This window comes from Pseudomonas sputi (assembly GCF_021603585.1).
Taxonomy (GTDB): Bacteria; Pseudomonadota; Gammaproteobacteria; order Pseudomonadales; family Pseudomonadaceae; genus Aquipseudomonas; species Aquipseudomonas sputi.
Genome location: NZ_BQHI01000001.1, coordinates 226,187 through 244,627, shown reverse-complemented (window position 1 = coordinate 244,627; position 18,441 = coordinate 226,187). Strand labels below are relative to the sequence as shown.

The 18,441-nt window shown below is 60.2% G+C and carries 17 protein-coding genes; 16 read left to right on the top strand and 1 reads right to left on the bottom strand.

Annotated elements, in window-relative coordinates:
• Positions 1–372: 372 nt before the first annotated feature.
• From L6D81_RS01115 to nuoN, 13 genes are all read left to right on the top strand, one after another.
• Complete coding sequence (locus L6D81_RS01115; RefSeq protein ID WP_003223812.1) at positions 373–786, top strand: NADH-quinone oxidoreductase subunit A; 414 nt, start codon at positions 373–375, stop codon at positions 784–786.
• A 10-nt stretch (positions 787–796) separates the two neighbouring features.
• Positions 797–1,471 carry a NuoB/complex I 20 kDa subunit family protein gene (locus L6D81_RS01110; protein ID WP_007951456.1) on the top strand — a complete coding sequence of 225 codons (675 nt, stop codon included), beginning with the start codon at positions 797–799 and terminating at the stop codon, positions 1,469–1,471.
• Positions 1,472–1,541: 70 nt separating this feature from the next.
• Positions 1,542–3,326 (top strand): NADH-quinone oxidoreductase subunit C/D, encoded by a 1,785-nt coding sequence (gene nuoC / locus L6D81_RS01105; RefSeq protein WP_236177551.1) that lies wholly within the window; start codon positions 1,542–1,544, stop codon positions 3,324–3,326.
• Between the two features lie 2 nt (positions 3,327–3,328).
• Positions 3,329–3,826 carry an NADH-quinone oxidoreductase subunit NuoE gene (gene nuoE, locus L6D81_RS01100; protein WP_003223804.1) on the top strand — a complete coding sequence of 166 codons (498 nt, stop codon included), beginning with the start codon at positions 3,329–3,331 and terminating at the stop codon, positions 3,824–3,826.
• The gene (nuoF, locus tag L6D81_RS01095) at positions 3,823–5,178 is read left to right on the top strand and encodes an NADH-quinone oxidoreductase subunit NuoF (RefSeq protein WP_064597744.1); all 1,356 of its coding nucleotides are present in this window, start codon (positions 3,823–3,825) and stop codon (positions 5,176–5,178) included. The genes nuoE and nuoF overlap by 4 nt, the downstream gene beginning before the upstream one ends.
• Positions 5,179–5,315: 137 nt before the next feature.
• Positions 5,316–8,030, top strand: a complete 2,715-nt coding sequence (gene nuoG / locus L6D81_RS01090) for an NADH-quinone oxidoreductase subunit NuoG (RefSeq protein ID WP_236177550.1) — start codon at positions 5,316–5,318, stop codon at positions 8,028–8,030.
• On the top strand, positions 8,027–9,034 hold the full coding sequence (gene nuoH / locus L6D81_RS01085; RefSeq protein ID WP_007951460.1) for an NADH-quinone oxidoreductase subunit NuoH: 1,008 nt from the start codon (positions 8,027–8,029) through the stop codon (positions 9,032–9,034). Before nuoG ends, nuoH begins: the two co-directional genes overlap by 4 nt.
• A gap of 11 nt (positions 9,035–9,045) precedes the next feature.
• Positions 9,046–9,594, top strand: coding sequence for an NADH-quinone oxidoreductase subunit NuoI (nuoI, locus tag L6D81_RS01080; protein ID WP_085712394.1), 549 nt, complete (start codon positions 9,046–9,048; stop codon positions 9,592–9,594).
• Positions 9,595–9,603: 9 nt separating this feature from the next.
• Positions 9,604–10,104: an NADH-quinone oxidoreductase subunit J gene (gene nuoJ / locus L6D81_RS01075; protein ID WP_025108991.1), complete on the top strand. Its 501-nt coding sequence runs from the start codon at positions 9,604–9,606 to the stop codon at positions 10,102–10,104.
• Between the two features lie 3 nt (positions 10,105–10,107).
• Complete coding sequence (nuoK, locus tag L6D81_RS01070) at positions 10,108–10,416, top strand: NADH-quinone oxidoreductase subunit NuoK (protein ID WP_003180046.1); 309 nt, start codon at positions 10,108–10,110, stop codon at positions 10,414–10,416.
• On the top strand, positions 10,413–12,266 hold the full coding sequence (nuoL, locus tag L6D81_RS01065; RefSeq protein ID WP_236177549.1) for an NADH-quinone oxidoreductase subunit L: 1,854 nt from the start codon (positions 10,413–10,415) through the stop codon (positions 12,264–12,266). The genes nuoK and nuoL overlap by 4 nt, the downstream gene beginning before the upstream one ends.
• Before the next feature lie 39 nt (positions 12,267–12,305).
• On the top strand, positions 12,306–13,838 hold the full coding sequence (gene nuoM, locus L6D81_RS01060; protein WP_007951464.1) for an NADH-quinone oxidoreductase subunit M: 1,533 nt from the start codon (positions 12,306–12,308) through the stop codon (positions 13,836–13,838).
• A gap of 7 nt (positions 13,839–13,845) precedes the next feature.
• Complete coding sequence (nuoN, locus tag L6D81_RS01055; RefSeq protein ID WP_011334964.1) at positions 13,846–15,309, top strand: NADH-quinone oxidoreductase subunit NuoN; 1,464 nt, start codon at positions 13,846–13,848, stop codon at positions 15,307–15,309.
• Positions 15,310–15,367: 58 nt separating this feature from the next.
• Here nuoN and L6D81_RS01050 read toward each other — a convergent pair whose 3' ends face one another.
• Positions 15,368–15,841 carry a GNAT family N-acetyltransferase gene (locus L6D81_RS01050; RefSeq protein ID WP_236177548.1) on the bottom strand — a complete coding sequence of 158 codons (474 nt, stop codon included), beginning with the start codon at positions 15,839–15,841 and terminating at the stop codon, positions 15,368–15,370.
• Positions 15,842–16,210: 369 nt separating this feature from the next.
• On the opposite strand from L6D81_RS01050, the gene L6D81_RS01045 reads away from it, so the two are divergent.
• The 3 genes from L6D81_RS01045 (at position 16,211) to L6D81_RS01035 (ending at position 18,352) form a co-directional block, all read left to right on the top strand.
• The gene (locus L6D81_RS01045; protein ID WP_096822369.1) at positions 16,211–16,555 is read left to right on the top strand and encodes a toxin; all 345 of its coding nucleotides are present in this window, start codon (positions 16,211–16,213) and stop codon (positions 16,553–16,555) included.
• Complete coding sequence (locus tag L6D81_RS01040; RefSeq protein ID WP_007951468.1) at positions 16,552–16,866, top strand: helix-turn-helix domain-containing protein; 315 nt, start codon at positions 16,552–16,554, stop codon at positions 16,864–16,866. The genes L6D81_RS01045 and L6D81_RS01040 overlap by 4 nt, the downstream gene beginning before the upstream one ends.
• Before the next feature lie 160 nt (positions 16,867–17,026).
• On the top strand, positions 17,027–18,352 hold the full coding sequence (locus L6D81_RS01035; RefSeq protein WP_236177547.1) for an OprD family porin: 1,326 nt from the start codon (positions 17,027–17,029) through the stop codon (positions 18,350–18,352).
• Positions 18,353–18,441: the final 89 nt, after the last annotated feature.

The window sequence follows — 18,441 nt, the reverse complement described above, 5'->3', positions numbered from 1 at the left end:
CAAAAATCGGCTAAAACGGGCGCCGCCGCTACTTGCAGTAACGCGTATATAAGACAACTTCCCAACTACTGACCCGTTAAACAGTTACGAAACCGCTGCAAACGATATCAATTATCATTTAGCAATAACTATGTTCGTTACATTTCCCACAAAACATAATTCGTGAAATCCCGGCTAATGCCCGCAACGCATGGGCTGCGGGAGCTTCGAGGTGCGCTATGTCCTTATTCCAATAAATAATTTCGCTATAGGAATTTTACTTGCAGGGTGTTTAGCCATAAAATCAGCGCGATTGATTGCTGCGACATATCGTCACTGCCTTATTTCTTTATCAAGCTCAGAGACCTTTGCTCTCTGTTAAGGATTTCCAGCATGCCCGAAGCGACAGGACTCATGGCCCACAACTGGGGCTTTGCCATTTTCCTTCTGGGTGTAGTCGGCCTGTGCGCCTTCATGCTCGGCGTCTCCAGCCTCCTCGGGTCAAAAGCCTGGGGCCGCAGCAAAAACGAACCGTTCGAGTCCGGCATGCTACCTACCGGTGGCGCCCGCTTGCGGCTCTCAGCCAAATTCTATCTGGTCGCGATGCTGTTCGTGATCTTCGATATCGAAGCCCTCTTTCTCTTTGCATGGTCTGTGTCCGTCCGCGAAAGCGGCTGGACCGGATTCGTCGAAGCTCTCGTTTTCATAGCAATTCTGTTGGCAGGTCTTGTCTACCTGTTCCGAGTGGGCGCCCTTGACTGGGCTCCGGAAGCTCGTCGCAAGCGGCAGGCGAAGCTGAAACAATGAGGCTTTGGCAATGCAATACAATCTCACCAGAATCGACCCCGATGCTCCTAACGAGCAGTATCCGATCGGCCAGCGGGAAACCGTTTCCGATCCGTTAGAGGATCAAGTCCACAAAAACATTTTCATGGGCAAGCTGGAAGACGTGCTGAGTGGCGCGGTCAACTGGGGACGTAAGAACTCCCTGTGGCCGTACAACTTCGGCCTGTCGTGCTGCTACGTGGAAATGACCACTGCCTTCACGGCGCCCCACGACATCGCGCGCTTCGGCGCCGAAGTTATCCGGGCATCACCGCGTCAGGCCGACTTCATGGTTATCGCCGGGACCTGCTTCATCAAGATGGCGCCGATCATTCAGCGCCTGTACGAGCAGATGCTCGAGCCCAAGTGGGTAATCTCGATGGGTTCGTGCGCCAACTCCGGCGGCATGTACGACATCTACTCCGTGGTTCAGGGGGTGGACAAGTTCCTGCCCGTTGACGTCTACGTACCTGGCTGCCCGCCCCGTCCGGAAGCATTTCTGCAAGGCTTGATGCTGTTGCAGGAATCCATTGGCCAGGAGCGTCGCCCACTGTCCTGGGTCGTTGGCGATCAAGGCGTTTATCGCGCCGACATGCCTTCGCAGAAGGAACAGCGCCGCGAACAGCGAATCGCAGTCACCAACCTGCGCAGCCCTGACGAAGTCTGATCCAGATCTGTTTCAAAGAAACGAGAAGCTGGCTTCATTCTTTACGTTGACCGAAAGCGAAAAAATAACCATGACTACAGGCAGTGCTCTGTACATCCCGCCTTATAAGGCAGACGACCAGGATGTGGTCGTCGAACTGAACAACCGTTTTGGCGCCGAAGCGTTCACCGCTCAGCCGACCCGCACCGGCATGCCGGTGCTGTGGGTGGCCCGCGCCAAACTCGTCGAAGTCCTGACCTTCCTGCGCAACCTGCCCAAGCCGTACGTCATGCTCTATGACCTGCACGGCGTGGACGAGCGTCTGCGCACCAAGCGTCAAGGACTGCCGGGCGGTGCCGATTTCACCGTGTTCTATCACCTCATGTCGCTGGAACGTAATAGTGACGTGATGATCAAGGTCGCCTTGTCCGAGAGCGACCTCAGCTTGCCGACCGTCACCAGCATCTGGCCAAACGCCAACTGGTACGAGCGTGAAGTCTGGGACATGTACGGCATCGACTTCAAAGGTCACCCGCACCTGTCGCGCATCATGATGCCGCCGACCTGGGAAGGTCACCCGCTGCGCAAGGACTTCCCGGCGCGCGCCACCGAATTCGATCCGTTCAGCCTGAACCTGGCCAAACAACAGCTCGAAGAAGAAGCCGCACGCTTCCGCCCTGAAGACTGGGGCATGAAGCGTTCCGGCCCGAACGAGGACTACATGTTCCTCAACCTGGGGCCGAACCACCCTTCGGCGCACGGTGCGTTCCGCATCATCCTGCAACTGGACGGCGAAGAGATCGTCGATTGCGTTCCGGACATCGGTTACCACCACCGTGGCGCCGAGAAGATGGCCGAGCGTCAGTCCTGGCACAGCTTCATTCCGTACACCGACCGTATCGACTACCTCGGCGGCGTGATGAACAACCTGCCGTACGTGCTCTCGGTCGAGAAGCTGGCCGGCATCAAGGTGCCCGAGAAGGTCGACGTCATCCGCATCATGATGGCCGAGTTCTTCCGGATCACCAGTCACCTGCTGTTCCTGGGTACCTACATCCAGGACGTCGGCGCGATGACCCCGGTGTTCTTCACCTTCACCGACCGCCAGAAGGCGTACACGGTGATCGAAGCCATCACCGGTTTCCGTCTGCACCCGGCCTGGTACCGTATCGGCGGCGTCGCTCACGACCTGCCGCGCGGCTGGGAAAAACTGGTGAAAGACTTCGTTGAATGGCTGCCAAAGCGCCTCGACGAATACACCAAGGCCGCCCTGCAGAACAGCATCCTCAAGGGTCGTACCATCGGCGTTGCCCAGTACAACACCAAAGAGGCCCTGGAATGGGGCGTCACCGGTGCCGGCCTGCGTTCCACCGGTTGCGACTTCGACCTGCGTAAAGCGCGCCCATACTCCGGCTACGAGAACTTCGAGTTCGAAGTGCCGCTGGCCGCCAACGGCGATGCCTACGACCGCTGCATGGTTCGCGTCGAAGAGATGCGCCAGAGCGTCAAAATCATCGACCAGTGCCTGCGCAACATGCCGGAAGGCCCGTACAAGGCGGATCACCCGCTGACCACGCCGCCGCCGAAAGAGCGCACGCTGCAGCACATCGAAACCCTGATCACGCACTTCCTGCAGGTTTCGTGGGGCCCGGTCATGCCGGCCAACGAATCCTTCCAGATGATCGAAGCGACCAAGGGCATCAACAGTTATTACCTGACGAGCGACGGCGGCACCATGAGCTACCGTACCCGGATCCGTACTCCGAGCTTCGCCCACCTGCAGCAGATCCCTTCGGTGATCAAAGGCAGCATGGTCGCGGACCTGATTGCGTACCTGGGTAGTATCGATTTCGTTATGGCCGACGTGGACCGCTAAGCATGAACAGCACGCTTATCCAGACAGACCGTTTCACCCTGAGTGAAACCGAGCGCTCGGCCATCGAGCATGAGCTGCATCACTACGAAGACCCGCGCGCGGCGTCGATCGAAGCCCTGAAGATCGTCCAGAAGGAACGTGGCTGGGTGCCGGACGGCGCGCTGTACGCCATCGGCGAAATCCTCGGCATCCCGGCCAGCGATGTTGAAGGCGTGGCCACGTTCTACAGCCAGATCTTCCGTCAGCCGGTCGGCCGTCACATCATTCGCGTCTGCGACAGCATGGTCTGCTACATCGGCGGCCACGAGTCGGTCGTCAGCGAAATCCAGAACAACCTGGGTATCGGCCTGGGTCAGACCACTGCCGACGGTCGCTTCACCCTGCTGCCGGTCTGCTGCCTCGGCAATTGCGACAAGGCACCGGCGCTGATGATCGATGACGACACCTTTGGCGATGTCCAGCCTGCCGGCGTTGCCAAACTGCTCGAGGGCTACGTATGACCCTGACTTCTTTCGGTCCCGCCAACCGCATCCAGCGTTCGGCCGAGACTCACCCGCTGACCTGGCGCCTGCGTGACGACGGCGAAGCCGTGTGGCTCGACGAGTACCAGGCCAAAAACGGTTACGCCGCTGCGCGCAAGGCCTTTGCCGACATGGATCAGGACGCCATCGTCCAGACCGTGAAAGACGCCGGCCTCAAGGGTCGCGGCGGTGCAGGCTTCCCCACTGGCGTGAAGTGGGGCCTGATGCCAAAGGACGAATCCATCAACATCCGCTACCTGCTGTGCAACGCGGATGAAATGGAGCCGAATACCTGGAAAGACCGCATGCTGATGGAGCAACTGCCCCATCTGCTGATCGAAGGCATGCTGATCAGCGCCCGCGCGCTGAAAACCTACCGGGGCTACATCTTCCTGCGTGGCGAGTACACCACCGCCGCCAAGCACCTGAACCGTGCCGTGGAAGAAGCCAAGGCAGCGGGCCTGCTGGGCAAGAACATCCTGGGCAGCGGCTTCGATTTCGAGCTGTTCGTCCACACCGGCGCCGGGCGTTACATCTGCGGTGAAGAAACCGCACTGATCAACTCCCTCGAAGGTCGCCGCGCCAACCCGCGCTCCAAGCCGCCCTTCCCTGCCGCCGTTGGCGTGTGGGGCAAACCGACCTGCGTGAACAACGTTGAAACCCTGTGCAACGTGCCGGCGATCATTGCCGACGGCGTGGACTGGTACAAATCGTTGGCCCGCGACGGCAGCGAAGACATGGGCACCAAGCTCATGGGCTTCTCCGGCAAGGTCAAGAACCCTGGCCTGTGGGAACTGCCATTCGGCGTGACCGGTCGCGAGCTGTTCGAAGACTACGCCGGCGGCATGCGCGACGGTTACAAGCTCAAGGCCTGGCAGCCAGGTGGCGCCGGTACCGGTTTCCTGTTGCCGGAACACCTCGATGCACAAATGTACGCCGGCGGCATCGCCAAGGTGGGCACCCGTATGGGTACCGGCCTGGCCATGGCGGTGGACGACAGCGTCAACATGGTGTCCCTGCTGCGCAACATGGAGCAGTTCTTCGCCCGCGAATCCTGCGGTTTCTGCACCCCTTGCCGTGATGGCCTGCCATGGAGCGTCAAGCTGCTGATGGCCATCGAACAAGGCCGCGGCCAGCCGGGTGACATCGAGACCCTGCTGGGCCTGGTCAACTTCCTCGGCCCGGGCAAGACCTTCTGTGCTCACGCACCGGGTGCCGTGGAACCGTTGGGCAGTGCCATCAAATACTTCCGTCCAGAGTTCGAAGCCGGTATCGCGCCCGCAAGCGCCGCCGTCCCGCCTCTGGCGAAGCCGATCACAGTCGGCGCGTAAACGCTTAAAAAAGGCGAAGGGTCCGTGCCCTTCGCCTTTCGTCCGATGACGCCTTTCGGGGCTGACTGGATTCGGACGGATAACAAGATTCCATTAGCCACGCCCGCTAACACCGGGCCAACGAAGACCTTTGAACCATGGCCACTATCCACGTAGACGGCAAAGCGCTCGAAGTCGACGGGGCAGACAACCTGTTACAGGCATGTCTGTCGCTGGGCCTCGACATCCCTTATTTCTGCTGGCACCCCGCGCTTGGTAGCGTCGGGGCCTGCCGCCAGTGCGCGGTCAAGCAGTACACCGACGAGAACGACACCCGTGGTCGCATCGTCATGTCCTGCATGACCCCTGCTACCGACAACACCTGGATCTCCATCGACGATGAAGAATCCAAGGCGTTTCGCGCCAGTGTCGTCGAATGGCTGATGACCAACCACCCGCACGACTGCCCTGTGTGCGAGGAAGGCGGTCACTGCCACCTGCAAGACATGACCGTGATGACCGGCCACAACGAGCGCCGTTATCGCTTCACCAAACGCACCCACCAGAACCAGCAACTGGGCCCGTTCATTTCCCACGAGATGAACCGCTGCATCGCCTGCTACCGCTGCGTGCGTTTCTACAAGGATTACGCTGGCGGCACCGACCTCGGTGTATTCGGCGCCCACGACAACGTGTACTTCGGTCGCGTTGAAGACGGCACCCTCGAAAGCGAGTTCTCCGGCAACCTCACCGAGGTCTGCCCGACCGGTGTGTTCACCGACAAGACTCACTCCGAGCGCTACAACCGCAAGTGGGACATGCAGTTCTCGCCGAGCATCTGCCATGGCTGCTCGAGCGGTTGCAACATCTCCCCGGGCGAGCGTTACGGCGAACTGCGGCGCATCGAAAACCGTTACAACGGTTCGGTGAACCAGTACTTTCTGTGCGACCGTGGCCGTTTCGGTTATGGCTACGTCAATCGCACCGATCGTCCACGTCAGCCACTGCTGGCCGACGGCACCAGGCTTGGCCTGGATGCTGCGCTGGACAAAGCCGCCGACCTGCTGCGCGGTCGCAACATCGTCGGTATCGGTTCGCCGCGTGCCAGCCTCGAAAGCAACTACGCGTTGCGTGAACTGGTGGGCGCCGAGCACTTCTACTCCGGTATCGAAGCCTCCGAGCTGGAGCGCATCCGTCTGGTCCTGCAAGTGCTGAAAGACAGCCCGTTGCCCGTGCCGAACATGCGCGACATCGAAGACCACGACGCCGTGTTCGTCCTCGGTGAAGACCTGACCCAGACCGCCGCCCGCATGGCCCTGGCCCTGCGTCAGTCGGTAAAAGGCAAGGCCGAAGACATGGCCGAAGCCATGCGCGTCCAGCCTTGGCTCGACGCCGCCGTGAAGAACATCGGCCAGCACGAGCTGAACCCGCTGTTCATCGCCAGCCTGGCTGAAACCAAGCTCGACGACATCGCCGAAGAATGCGTACACGCCGCTCCCGACGACCTGGCGCGCATCGGTTTCGCCGTGGCTCACGCCCTGGACGCCAGCGCCCCTGCCGTTGAAGGTCTGGATGCCGAAGCCCTGGAACTGGCCAAGCGCATCGCCGACGCACTGCTCGCGGCCAAGCGTCCACTGATCATCGCCGGTACTTCGCTGGGTTCCAAAGCCTTGATCGAAGCGGCTGCGAATATCGCCAAGGCCCTGAAGCTGCGCGAGAAGAACGGTTCGATCAGCCTGATCGTGCCGGAAGCCAACAGCCTCGGTCTGGCCATGCTCGGTGGCGAATCGGTCGACGCTGCGCTGCAAGCAGTGATTGACGGCAAGGCCGACGCCATCGTCGTGCTGGAAAACGATCTGTACACCCGCACCGCCAAGGCCAAGGTCGATGCGGCACTGAACGCTGCGCAAGTGGTGATCGTTGCCGATCATCAGAAGACCGCCACCAGCGACCGCGCGCATCTGGTGCTGCCAGCCGCCAGCTTCGCTGAAGGCGACGGTACCCTGGTCAGCCAGGAAGGTCGCGCCCAGCGCTTCTTCCAGGTTTTCGACCCGCAATACATGGACGCGAGCATTCTGGTCCACGAAGGCTGGCGCTGGCTGCATGCCCTGCGCGCCACCCTGCTGAACCAGCCGATCGACTGGACGCAACTCGACCACGTGACCGCTGCGGTTGCTTCGAGCACCCCGCAACTGGCCCGTATCGTCGACGCCGCGCCGTCCGCCTCGTTCCGCATCAAGGGTCTGAAACTGGCCCGTGAGCCGCTGCGTTATTCCGGTCGCACCGCAATGCGCGCCGACATCAGCGTTCACGAACCACGCACCCCGCAAGACAAGGACACCGCGTTCGCCTTCTCGATGGAAGGTTACTCGGGCTCTGCCGAACCGCGTCAGCAGGTGCCGTTCGCCTGGTCGCCGGGCTGGAACTCGCCGCAAGCCTGGAACAAGTTCCAGGACGAAGTCGGTGGTCACCTGCGCGCTGGCGATCCGGGCACCCGCCTGATCGAAAGCAGCGGTGATTCGCTGAACTGGTTCGCCAGTGTTCCGCGCGCGTTCAACCCGGCCCAGGGCACCTGGCAAGCCGTGCCGTTCTACCACCTGTTCGGCAGCGACGAGAACTCGTCGAAAGCCGCACCGGTCCAGGAACGTATCCCGGCCGCCTACGTTGCACTGGCCAAGTCCGAAGCGGATCGCCTGGGCGTCAACGACGGCGCGCTGCTGAGCCTCAACGTTGCCGGCCAGACCCTGCGTCTGCCGCTGCGCATCAATGAAGAGCTGGGCGCTGGCCTGGTTGCACTGCCGGCCGGTCTGGCAGGCATTCCGCCGGCGATTTTCGGCCAAACCGTTGATGGTCTGCAGGAGGCAGCGCAATGACCTGGTTCACCCCTGAAGTGATCGATGTGATCCTGACGGTCATCAAGGCCATCGTGATCCTGCTGGCCGTGGTGGTCGCAGGCGCGTTGCTCAGCTTTGTCGAGCGTCGCCTGCTGGGCTGGTGGCAGGACCGTTACGGTCCGAACCGCGTTGGCCCGTTCGGCATGTTCCAGATCGCCGCCGACATGCTGAAGATGTTCTTCAAGGAAGACTGGACTCCGCCGTTTGCCGACAAGGTGATCTTCACCCTGGCACCGGTGGTGGCCATGTCCGCCCTGCTGATCGCGTTCGCGATCATCCCGATCACCCCGACCTGGGGCGTGGCGGATCTGAACATCGGCCTGCTGTTCTTCTTCGCCATGGCCGGTCTGTCGGTCTACGCGGTGCTGTTCGCCGGCTGGTCCAGTAACAACAAGTTCGCCCTGCTCGGCAGCTTGCGTGCCTCGGCGCAGACCGTGTCCTACGAAGTGTTCATGGGCCTGGCCCTGATGGGCATCGTGGTGCAGGTCGGCTCGTTCAACATGCGCGACATCGTCGAGTACCAGGCGCAGAATCTGTGGTTCATCATTCCGCAGTTTTTCGGCTTCTGTACCTTCTTCATCGCTGGCGTGGCCGTGACTCACCGTCACCCGTTCGACCAGCCGGAAGCGGAACAGGAACTGGCCGACGGCTACCACATTGAATACGCCGGTATGAAATGGGGCATGTTCTTCGTCGGTGAATACATCGGCATCATCCTGATCTCGGCGCTGCTGGTCACCCTGTTCTTCGGTGGCTGGCACGGTCCGTTCGGCATCCTGCCGCAACTGTCCTTCGTCTGGTTCGCACTGAAAACCGCGTTCTTCATCATGCTGTTCATCCTGCTGCGCGCTTCCATCCCGCGTCCGCGCTATGACCAGGTGATGGATTTCAGCTGGAAATTCTGCCTGCCACTGACCCTGATCAATTTGCTGGTGACCGCTGCAATCGTGTTGTGGAACACGCCTGCAGTTGCGGTTCAGTGAGGATTTGACCCATGTTCAAATATATTGGCGACATCATTAAGGGTACCGGTACCCAGTTGCGCAGCCTGGTCATGATCTTCGGTCATGGCTTTCGCAAGCGCGACACCCTGCAATACCCGGAAGAGCCGGTCTACCTGCCGCCACGCTACCGTGGCCGTATCGTCCTGACCCGCGACCCCGATGGCGAAGAACGCTGCGTAGCCTGCAACCTGTGCGCCGTGGCGTGCCCGGTGGGTTGCATCTCGCTGCAGAAAGCTGAAACCGAAGACGGTCGCTGGTACCCGGACTTCTTCCGTATCAACTTCTCGCGCTGCATTTTCTGCGGTCTCTGCGAGGAAGCCTGCCCGACCACCGCGATCCAGCTGACGCCGGATTTCGAGATGGCCGAGTTCAAACGTCAGGACCTGGTGTACGAGAAAGAAGATCTTTTGATCTCCGGCCCCGGCAAAAACCCTGATTACAACTTCTATCGTGTTGCAGGTATGGCCGTTGCGGGCAAGCCGAAAGGCGCCGCACAAAACGAAGCCGAGCCGATCAACGTGAAGAGCTTGCTGCCTTAAGGAAGAACGATGGAATTCGCTTTCTATTTCGCATCGGGTATCGCTGTTGTGTCCACACTGCGTGTGGTCACCAACACCAATCCTGTGCACGCCCTGCTCTACCTGATCATTTCGTTGATCGCCGTGGCCATGACCTTCTTCGCACTCGGCGCGCCGTTCGCCGGCGTGCTGGAAGTGATCGCCTACGCTGGCGCCATCATGGTGCTGTTCGTGTTTGTGGTGATGATGCTGAACCTGGGTCCCGCCTCGGTTCAGCAGGAACGCAGCTGGCTCAAGCCCGGCATCTGGGCGGGGCCGGTGATTCTCGCCGCCCTGCTGCTGGCCGAACTGCTGTATGTGCTGTTCGCTCACCAGAGCGGTCAGGCCATCGGCCACACCACCGTCGATGCAAAAGCCGTGGGCATCAGCCTGTTCGGTCCGTATCTGCTGGTGGTCGAACTCGCCTCGATGCTGCTGCTCGCCGCAGCCGTCACGGCGTTCCATTTGGGCCGTAACGAGGCGAAGGAGTAAGACATGCCTGCTATCCCTCTCGAACATGGATTGGCCGTCGCCGGCATCCTGTTCTGCCTTGGTCTGGTCGGCCTGATGGTCCGCCGCAACATTTTGTTCGTGTTGATGAGTCTGGAAGTGATGATGAACGCCTCTGCCCTGGCCTTCATCGTTGCGGGCGCCCGCTGGGCGCAACCGGATGGACAGATCATGTTCATTCTGGTGATCAGCCTTGCAGCCGCCGAAGCCAGTATTGGCCTGGCGATCCTGCTGCAACTGTATCGCCGCTTCCACACGCTCGATATCGACGCTGCCAGTGAGATGCGCGGATGAACCTACTCTTTCTGACTTTCGTATTCCCTCTGATCGGGTTCCTGTTGCTGTCGTTCTCCCGCGGCCGCTTCTCGGAAAACCTGTCGGCGCTGATCGGTGTCGGCTCCATCGGCCTGTCTGCCATCGTCGCGACCTACGTGATCTGGCAGTTCAACGTCGCGCCACCGGAAGGTGGCGTCTACACCCAGGTGCTGTGGCGCTGGATGTCGGTGGAAGGTTTCCAGCCCAACTTCGCGCTGTACCTGGATGGTCTGTCCGTGACCATGCTCGGTGTGGTGGTTGGCGTAGGCTTCCTGATCCACCTGTTTGCCTCCTGGTACATGCGTGGCGAAGCCGGTTACTCGCGCTTCTTCTCGTACACCAACCTGTTTATCGCCAGCATGCTGTTCCTGATCCTGGGCGATAACCTGCTGTTCATCTACTTCGGTTGGGAAGGCGTGGGCCTGTGCTCATACCTGTTGATCGGTTTCTACTACAGCAACCGCAACAACGGTAACGCCGCACTCAAAGCCTTCATCGTCACCCGCATCGGCGACGTGTTCATGGCGATCGGCCTGTTCATCCTGTTCCAGCAACTGGGCACGCTGAACGTCCAGGAACTGCTGGTGAAGGCGCCTGAGCACTTCAAGGTCGGCGATTTCTGGATCGTGCTGGCGACCCTGATGCTGCTGGGTGGTGCGGTCGGTAAATCGGCGCAACTGCCGCTGCAGACCTGGCTGGCGGACGCAATGGCCGGTCCTACCCCGGTTTCGGCACTGATCCACGCCGCAACGATGGTGACTGCTGGTGTTTACCTGATTGCCCGTACCCACGGTCTGTTCGCCCTGGCGCCGGATATCCTGCACCTGGTCGGCATCGTCGGTGGTGTGACCCTGGTGCTGGCCGGTTTCGCTGCGCTGGTGCAAACCGACATCAAACGTATCCTCGCCTACTCGACCATGAGCCAGATCGGCTACATGTTCCTGGCGCTGGGCGTTGGCGCCTGGGAAGGCGCGATCTTCCACCTGATGACCCACGCCTTCTTCAAGGCCCTGCTGTTCCTTGCTTCCGGTGCGGTGATCGTTGCCTGCCACCACGAGCAGAACATTTTCAAGATGGGCGGCCTGTGGAAGAAACTGCCGCTGGCCTACGCCAGCTTCATCGTCGGTGGTGCCGCTCTGGCCGCCCTGCCGCTGGTGACCGCCGGTTTCTACTCCAAGGACGAAATCCTCTGGGAAGCGTTCGCCAGCGGCAACCACGGTCTGCTGTACGCAGGTCTGGTCGGTGCATTCATGACGTCGCTGTACACCTTCCGCCTGATCTTCATCGCGTTCCACGGTGAAGCCAAGACCGAAGCCCATGCCGGTCACGGCATCGCTCACTGGCTGCCGCTGTCGGTGCTGATCGTGCTGTCGACTTTCGTCGGCGCCATGATCGTTCCACCGCTGCACGGCGTACTGCCTGAGAGCGTTGGCCATGCCGGTGGCGAAGCCAAGCACAGTCTGGAAATCGCCTCGGGCGCCATCGCCCTGGCCGGTATCCTGCTGGCGGCCCTGCTGTTCCTCGGCAAGCGTCGCTTCGTGACCGCGATCGCCAACAGCGGCATCGGCCGTCTCCTTTCGGCCTGGTGGTTCGCTGCCTGGGGCTTCGACTGGATCTACGACAAACTGTTCGTCAAGCCGTACCTTGCGATCAGCCACATGCTGCGCAAAGACCCGCTCGACCAGACCATCGGTCTGATCCCGCGCATGGCCAAGGGGGGTCACACTGCCCTGAGCCGTACCGAAACCGGTCAATTGCGTTGGTACGCCGCCTCGATGGCTGCTGGTGCCGTGTTGGTCATCGGCGCTGTCGTGCTGGTAGCGGTCTGATATGAACCTTGCGAATTTGCGAAAGGAAACGAGCCCGTCATGATTCTGCCTTGGCTAATCCTGATCCCCTTCATCGGCGGCCTGCTGTGCTGGATGGGTGAGCGCTTCGGCGCTACCCTCCCCCGCTGGATTGCGCTGTTGACCATGACCCTGGAACTCGCCCTCGGCCTCTGGCTGTGGGCCCACGGTGACTATTCATTTGCACCGGCGCCTGGCGCCGATCCGACCTGGGCGCTTGAGTTCAAGCACGTCTGGATCCAGCGCTTCGGCATCAACGTGCACCTGGCCCTCGACGGCCTGTCGCTGCTGATGATCCTGCTGACCGGTCTGCTGGGTATTCTGTCGGTACTCTGCTCGTGGAAAGAGATTCAACGTCACGTTGGCTTCTTCCACCTGAACCTGATGTGGATCCTGGGCGGCGTTGTCGGCGTGTTCCTCGCCCTCGACCTGTTCATGTTCTTCTTCTTCTGGGAAATGATGCTGGTGCCGATGTACTTCCTCATCGCGCTCTGGGGTCACAGTTCTTCGGACGGCAAGAAAACCCGGATCTACGCCGCGACCAAGTTCTTCATCTTCACTCAGGCTTCCGGCCTGATCATGCTGGTGGCGATCCTCGGTCTGGTCCTGGTCAACTACAACAGCACCGGCGTAATCACCTTCAACTACGCCGATCTGTTGAAGACCAAGATGTCGATGACCACCGAGTACATCCTGATGCTCGGCTTCTTCATCGCCTTCGCGGTCAAGCTGCCAGTGGTTCCGTTCCACTCCTGGCTGCCTGACGCTCACGCCCAGGCGCCGACTGCCGGTTCCGTCGACCTCGCCGGTATCTTGCTGAAAACCGCGGCCTACGGTCTGCTGCGTTTCGCCCTGCCGCTGTTCCCGAACGCCTCGGCCGAGTTCGCGCCGATCGCCATGACCCTCGGTCTGATCGGGATTTTCTACGGAGCATTCCTGGCGTTCGCACAAACCGACATCAAGCGTCTGATCGCCTTCTCGTCCGTTTCCCACATGGGCTTCGTACTGATCGGCATCTACTCCGGCAGCCAACTGGCCCTGCAAGGTGCAGTGATCCAGATGCTGGCGCACGGTCTGTCGGCCGCGGCACTGTTTATCCTCAGCGGTCAGCTGTACGAGCGCCTGCATACTCGTGACATGCGTGAGATGGGCGGTCTGTGGTCGCGTATCGCTTACCTGCCGGCGATCAGCCTGTTCTTCGCAGCCGCCTCGCTGGGTCTGCCGGGCACCGGTAACTTCGTCGGCGAGTTCCTGATCCTGATCGGTACGTTCGCCAGTGCACCATGGATCACCGCGATTGCCACCTCCGGTCTGGTGTTCGGTTCGGTCTACTCGCTGATCATGATCCACCGCGCTTACTTCGGTCCGTCGAAATCGGATTCGATCCTGCACGGCATGGACGGTCGCGAACTGATCATGGTGCTGGGCCTTGCGGTACTGCTGATTTACCTCGGCGTCTACCCGCAACCGTTCCTCGACACCTCCGCCGCCACGATGCATGGCGTGCAGCAGTGGCTCGGCACCGCCTTCACTCAACTCGCTTCGGCCCGGTAAGAGCGCTATGGAATTCACGATTCAACACTTTATTGCGCTAGCGCCACTGTTGATCACCAGCCTCACCATTATCGTGGTGATGCTGGCAATCGCCTGGCGCCGCAACCACTCGCAGACCTTCCTGATTTCGGTGGCGGGTCTGAATCTGGCCTTGCTGTCGATCCTGCCAGCCCTGAAAGTCGCGCCTCTGGCCGTGACCCCGTTGCTGCAGATCGACACCTTTGCCTGCCTGTACATGGCGCTGATCCTGGTCGCCACCCTCGCCTGTGTAACCCTCGCCCACGCCTACCTCGGCGACGGCGGTTCGGGTTACCCGGGCAACCGTGAAGAACTGTACCTGCTGATCCTGATGGCCGCCGCCGGTGGCCTGGTTCTGGTCAGCGCGCAGCACCTGGCCGGCTTGTTCATCGGTCTGGAACTGCTGTCGGTGCCGGTCTACGGTCTGGTGGCCTACGCCTTCTTCAACAAGCGTTCGCTGGAAGCCGGCATCAAGTACATGGTGCTGTCGGCCGCCGGTTCCGCGTTCCTGCTGTTCGGTATGGCGCTGCTGTACGCCGACTCGGGCTCGCTGAGCTTCGTCGGCATCGGTCAGGCCCTGGCCGCGACCGGCCTGCCAAGCTCGCTGGCGCAACTGGGCCTGGGCATGATGCTGATCGGTCTGGCGTTCAAGCTGTCGCTGGTACCGTTCCACCTGTGGACGCCGGACGTGTACGAAGGTGCTCCGGCACCGGTGGCCGCGTTCCTCGCCACCGCTTCGAAAGTGGCCGTGTTCGCCGTGATGGTTCGTCTGTTCCAGATCTCCCCTGCCGCCAGCAGTGGCGTACTGAGCAACGTGCTGACCATCATCGCCATCGCCTCGATCCTGTTCGGTAACCTGCTGGCCCTGACCCAGAGCAACCTCAAGCGTCTGCTCGGTTACTCGTCCATCGCGCACTTCGGCTACCTGCTGATCGCACTGGTGGCGAGCAAGGGTCTGGCGGTGGAAGCCATCGGCGTGTACCTGGTCACCTACGTGATCACCAGCCTCGGCGCCTTCGGCGTGATCACCCTGATGTCCTCGCCGTACAACGGCCGTGACGCAGACGCGCTGTACGAGTACCGCGGCCTGTTCTGGCGCCGTCCGTACCTGACCGCCGTCCTGACCGTGATGATGCTGTCCCTGGCCGGTATCCCGCTGACTGCAGGCTTCATCGGCAAGTTCTACATCATCGCCACCGGTGTCGAGTCGCACCAATGGTGGCTGGTCGGTTCGCTGGTTCTGGGCAGCGCCATCGGCGTGTTCTACTACCTGCGCGTGATGGTCACCCTGTACCTGATCGAACCCAACCTGCGCCGCCACGACGCCCAACTGCACTGGGAACAGAAAGCAGGCGGCGTGATGCTGCTGGCGATCGCTGTGGTTGCGTTCTTCCTGGGTGTTTACCCGCAGCCGTTGCTGACCCTGGTTCAGCAATCGGGCCTGGCGGGCTGATCGCTCAGCGATAGTTGGCTACAAACAGAAACGGCACCTTCGGGTGCCGTTTTTGCGTCTAGACCGTCTTTAATTTTTTCACCATCGGCACGCACACCAGTTGCAGACCTGAAGGCGATTGATAGATCGCACTCCCCTCTCCGACGTAACCGCAACGCCGATAAAAGTCAGCGGCATTCAACGTCGCATCCAGACAAACCTCTGCCAGTCCCAGATCCTGTGCCAGCGCTTCCAGAAACTGCAGCACTCGCTTACCCAGCCCGCGCTGCATGAAATCCGGATGAATGAAGATTGCGCCGATCTCGCAGTGCTCCAGATCGAGCATGCCGGTTGCCACGGGCTCACCCTCAACGCAACCCAGATAGAAATGCTTTTGCATGAGCGTGTCATAACCGTCTGCCGCCGAGCCCTTTGTCCAGTCGAGCATTTGCTGCTCGCTGTAGGCACCGATGCATTGATGCCGGATCGCCAGTCGCCGAATCTCGAACGCTATTCCGGCATCGTCCGGGTTGGCTCTTTTCATTTCGAACATTTCTCTCTCCTTGAGCCATGTGCGGACGGGCAATGAAAAAGCCCCGTCCATTTCTGGCGGGGCTTAGGGTTACACGTCATTGACCAGACATGCATGACCTTATGGCCCGCCGGAAGCGGTCATAGAGGAGCACATCATGGTTTTTTGAAGTTGGGCAGTCATGGGCAGATAGTGCTGCGGATTGTTCCGGCGCGTCAATCGCAAGGCTCTTCCCTAAACAGTCGAACGTTCCCACCACAGTGGCCGACTCGTCCTACAGGTGTTTTTACTATTGGTGACTACCGTTGAAAAGGGGGCGAAAAGGATGGCCTGGAGGCCTTGACCAATTCGATCATCGGGACAAAACTATACGCAGGTAACGTACAGAACATGGATGCTCTTTTTATCGAATTACCCGCGTTCCAGAAGCACCGGGACGACTACTTGGATGATGATCTGTTCCGCAGCTTTCAGTTGGAGCTGCTGAAAAATCCTGAAGCGGGCGATCTCATCGAAGGCACGGGCGGGCTGCGTAAAATTCGCTTCTGCGACCAACGACGCGGTAAGGGCAAGCGCAGCGGATTACGAGTGATTTATTACTGGTGGTCTGGTTTCGACCAGTTCTGGTTGTTCACCGTGTACAGCAAAAACGAGCAAGACGATCTGTTGCCTTCCCAGAAAAGAGTCTTCAAACAGGCGCTGGATACAGAAATCAACACGAGAACCCAAATATGAAACGTGACATTTTTTCCGAACTGATGGAGGGCCTTGAGGCTTTGGCCGACGAGCGCCAAGGCAAGGTCACCCTTCGCACCCACAAAGTCCAGTTACCCAAACTATTGCCGATCACTGCCGAGGAAGTTGTTGCGATCCGCCAGCAACTCAACCTCTCCCGGTCAGTTTTCGCCATGTACCTGCGAACCAACACTCGAACCCTCGAAAACTGGGAACAAGGTCGAGCAACGCCAAATGCCCAAGCGACGACACTCATTCGACTGGTCGAGCGTTTTCCACAAACGATCGACCACCTTGCGGCACTGACCTGACTTCCGGGATCTAACAAAATTGTAATTCCCCCATCACCTCCGCGTTATCCGCAGCCTGCAACGATGTCACCCGGCGACCATGCCGGCGGGCCCTTGCCCGTCGAACAATAAAACCCACGCCGACGCACGTTCCCGTTCTGCCGAACCCAAGGAGTGATTGATGGTTAACAACACAAAAATATCGATGGCCGCTCTGGCAGTGGTTGTCGGTGCCGGGCCGTCCACGGTGTTTGCAGAAGAAAAACCCGAAGGGTTTATCGAAGGCAGCAGCCTGACGGTGCTCAACCGTAACCTTTACTTCAACCGTGACCACCGCAACGGCCAGTCCAGCCCCACCGGCAATGGATATTCCGCAGCCTGGGCCCACGGCATCATCGGCAAGTTCGAATCCGGCTTCACCCAGGGCACCGTCGGGGTCGGGGTGGATGCGTTTGCGATGATCGGCCTGAAGCTCGACACCGGCGACGGCCGCAACGGTGGCCGCAGTTCGTTCGATGTACTGCCGGTCAACAGCGACGGTAAAGCGCGGGACGAATACACCAAGGTCGGTGGCGCCGCCAAAGTGCGCGCTTTCGATACCGTGGTGAAGGTCGGCGATGTGTTCCCGGCCAACCCGGTGGTCGCGGCGGGCGATTCGCGATTGCTGCCGGAAAGCTTTCGCGGTGTGACGGCGTCCAACACCAGCATCGAAGGTCTGTCGATTCAGGGCGGGCGGTTGCATGCGATGAGCCAACCGGTGTCCAGCGACCTGCGCGAGAACTTCGCGACCTTCTATGCCGGCCCGGTCAATTCGCCGTGGATCGCTTACGGCGGCGGCGATTACGCGCTGAACAAAAACCTCAGTTTCAGCCTGTACTCCAGCCGCCTCAAAGATGCCTGGAACCAGTATTACGCCGGCACCGCCTGGACGTATCCGCTGTCGGATGACCTGTCGCTGTTCGGCGGCCTGAATTACTACAAGGCGGTCGACGAAGGTAAACGGTTGCTCGGCGAGTTCGACAACAACATCTGGAGCGGCCGCGTTGGCGTGAAGCTCGGCGCCCACTCCGTCGCCCTCTCCCACCAGCGCAACAACGGCAACGACGACTTCGATTATCTGCGCCAGTCCGACTCGATCTTCCTCGACAACTCGATCCAGTACAGCGACTTCAACTCGCCGAAAGAGCGTTCGTGGATGGCGCGCTACGACCTCGACATGACCCCCTATGGCGTGCCAGGCCTGTCGTTCATGACCCGTTACGCACGCGGCACCGACGCCGATTACTCCAACGCCAACGCCGTGTACATGCGCCGCGATGCCGACGGCAATCCGCTGACCGACCAAAAGCGCTGGGAGCGTGATATCGAAGTCAAATACGTGGTGCAAAGCGGTTCGATGAAAGACCTGTCGCTGCGTCTGCGCCAGGCCACGACCCGGGCCACCGCATTCGAGTCGGATCTGGATGAAGTGCGGGTAATCGTCGAATACCCGCTGGCGATTCTCTGAGTTTCACGAGCAATGCCCATTCACCTTTAGAAGCTCCTTGCTCCTTTGGTAAGAGGTGAATCTTTGGCGTCCTTCGGGACGCCTTTTTT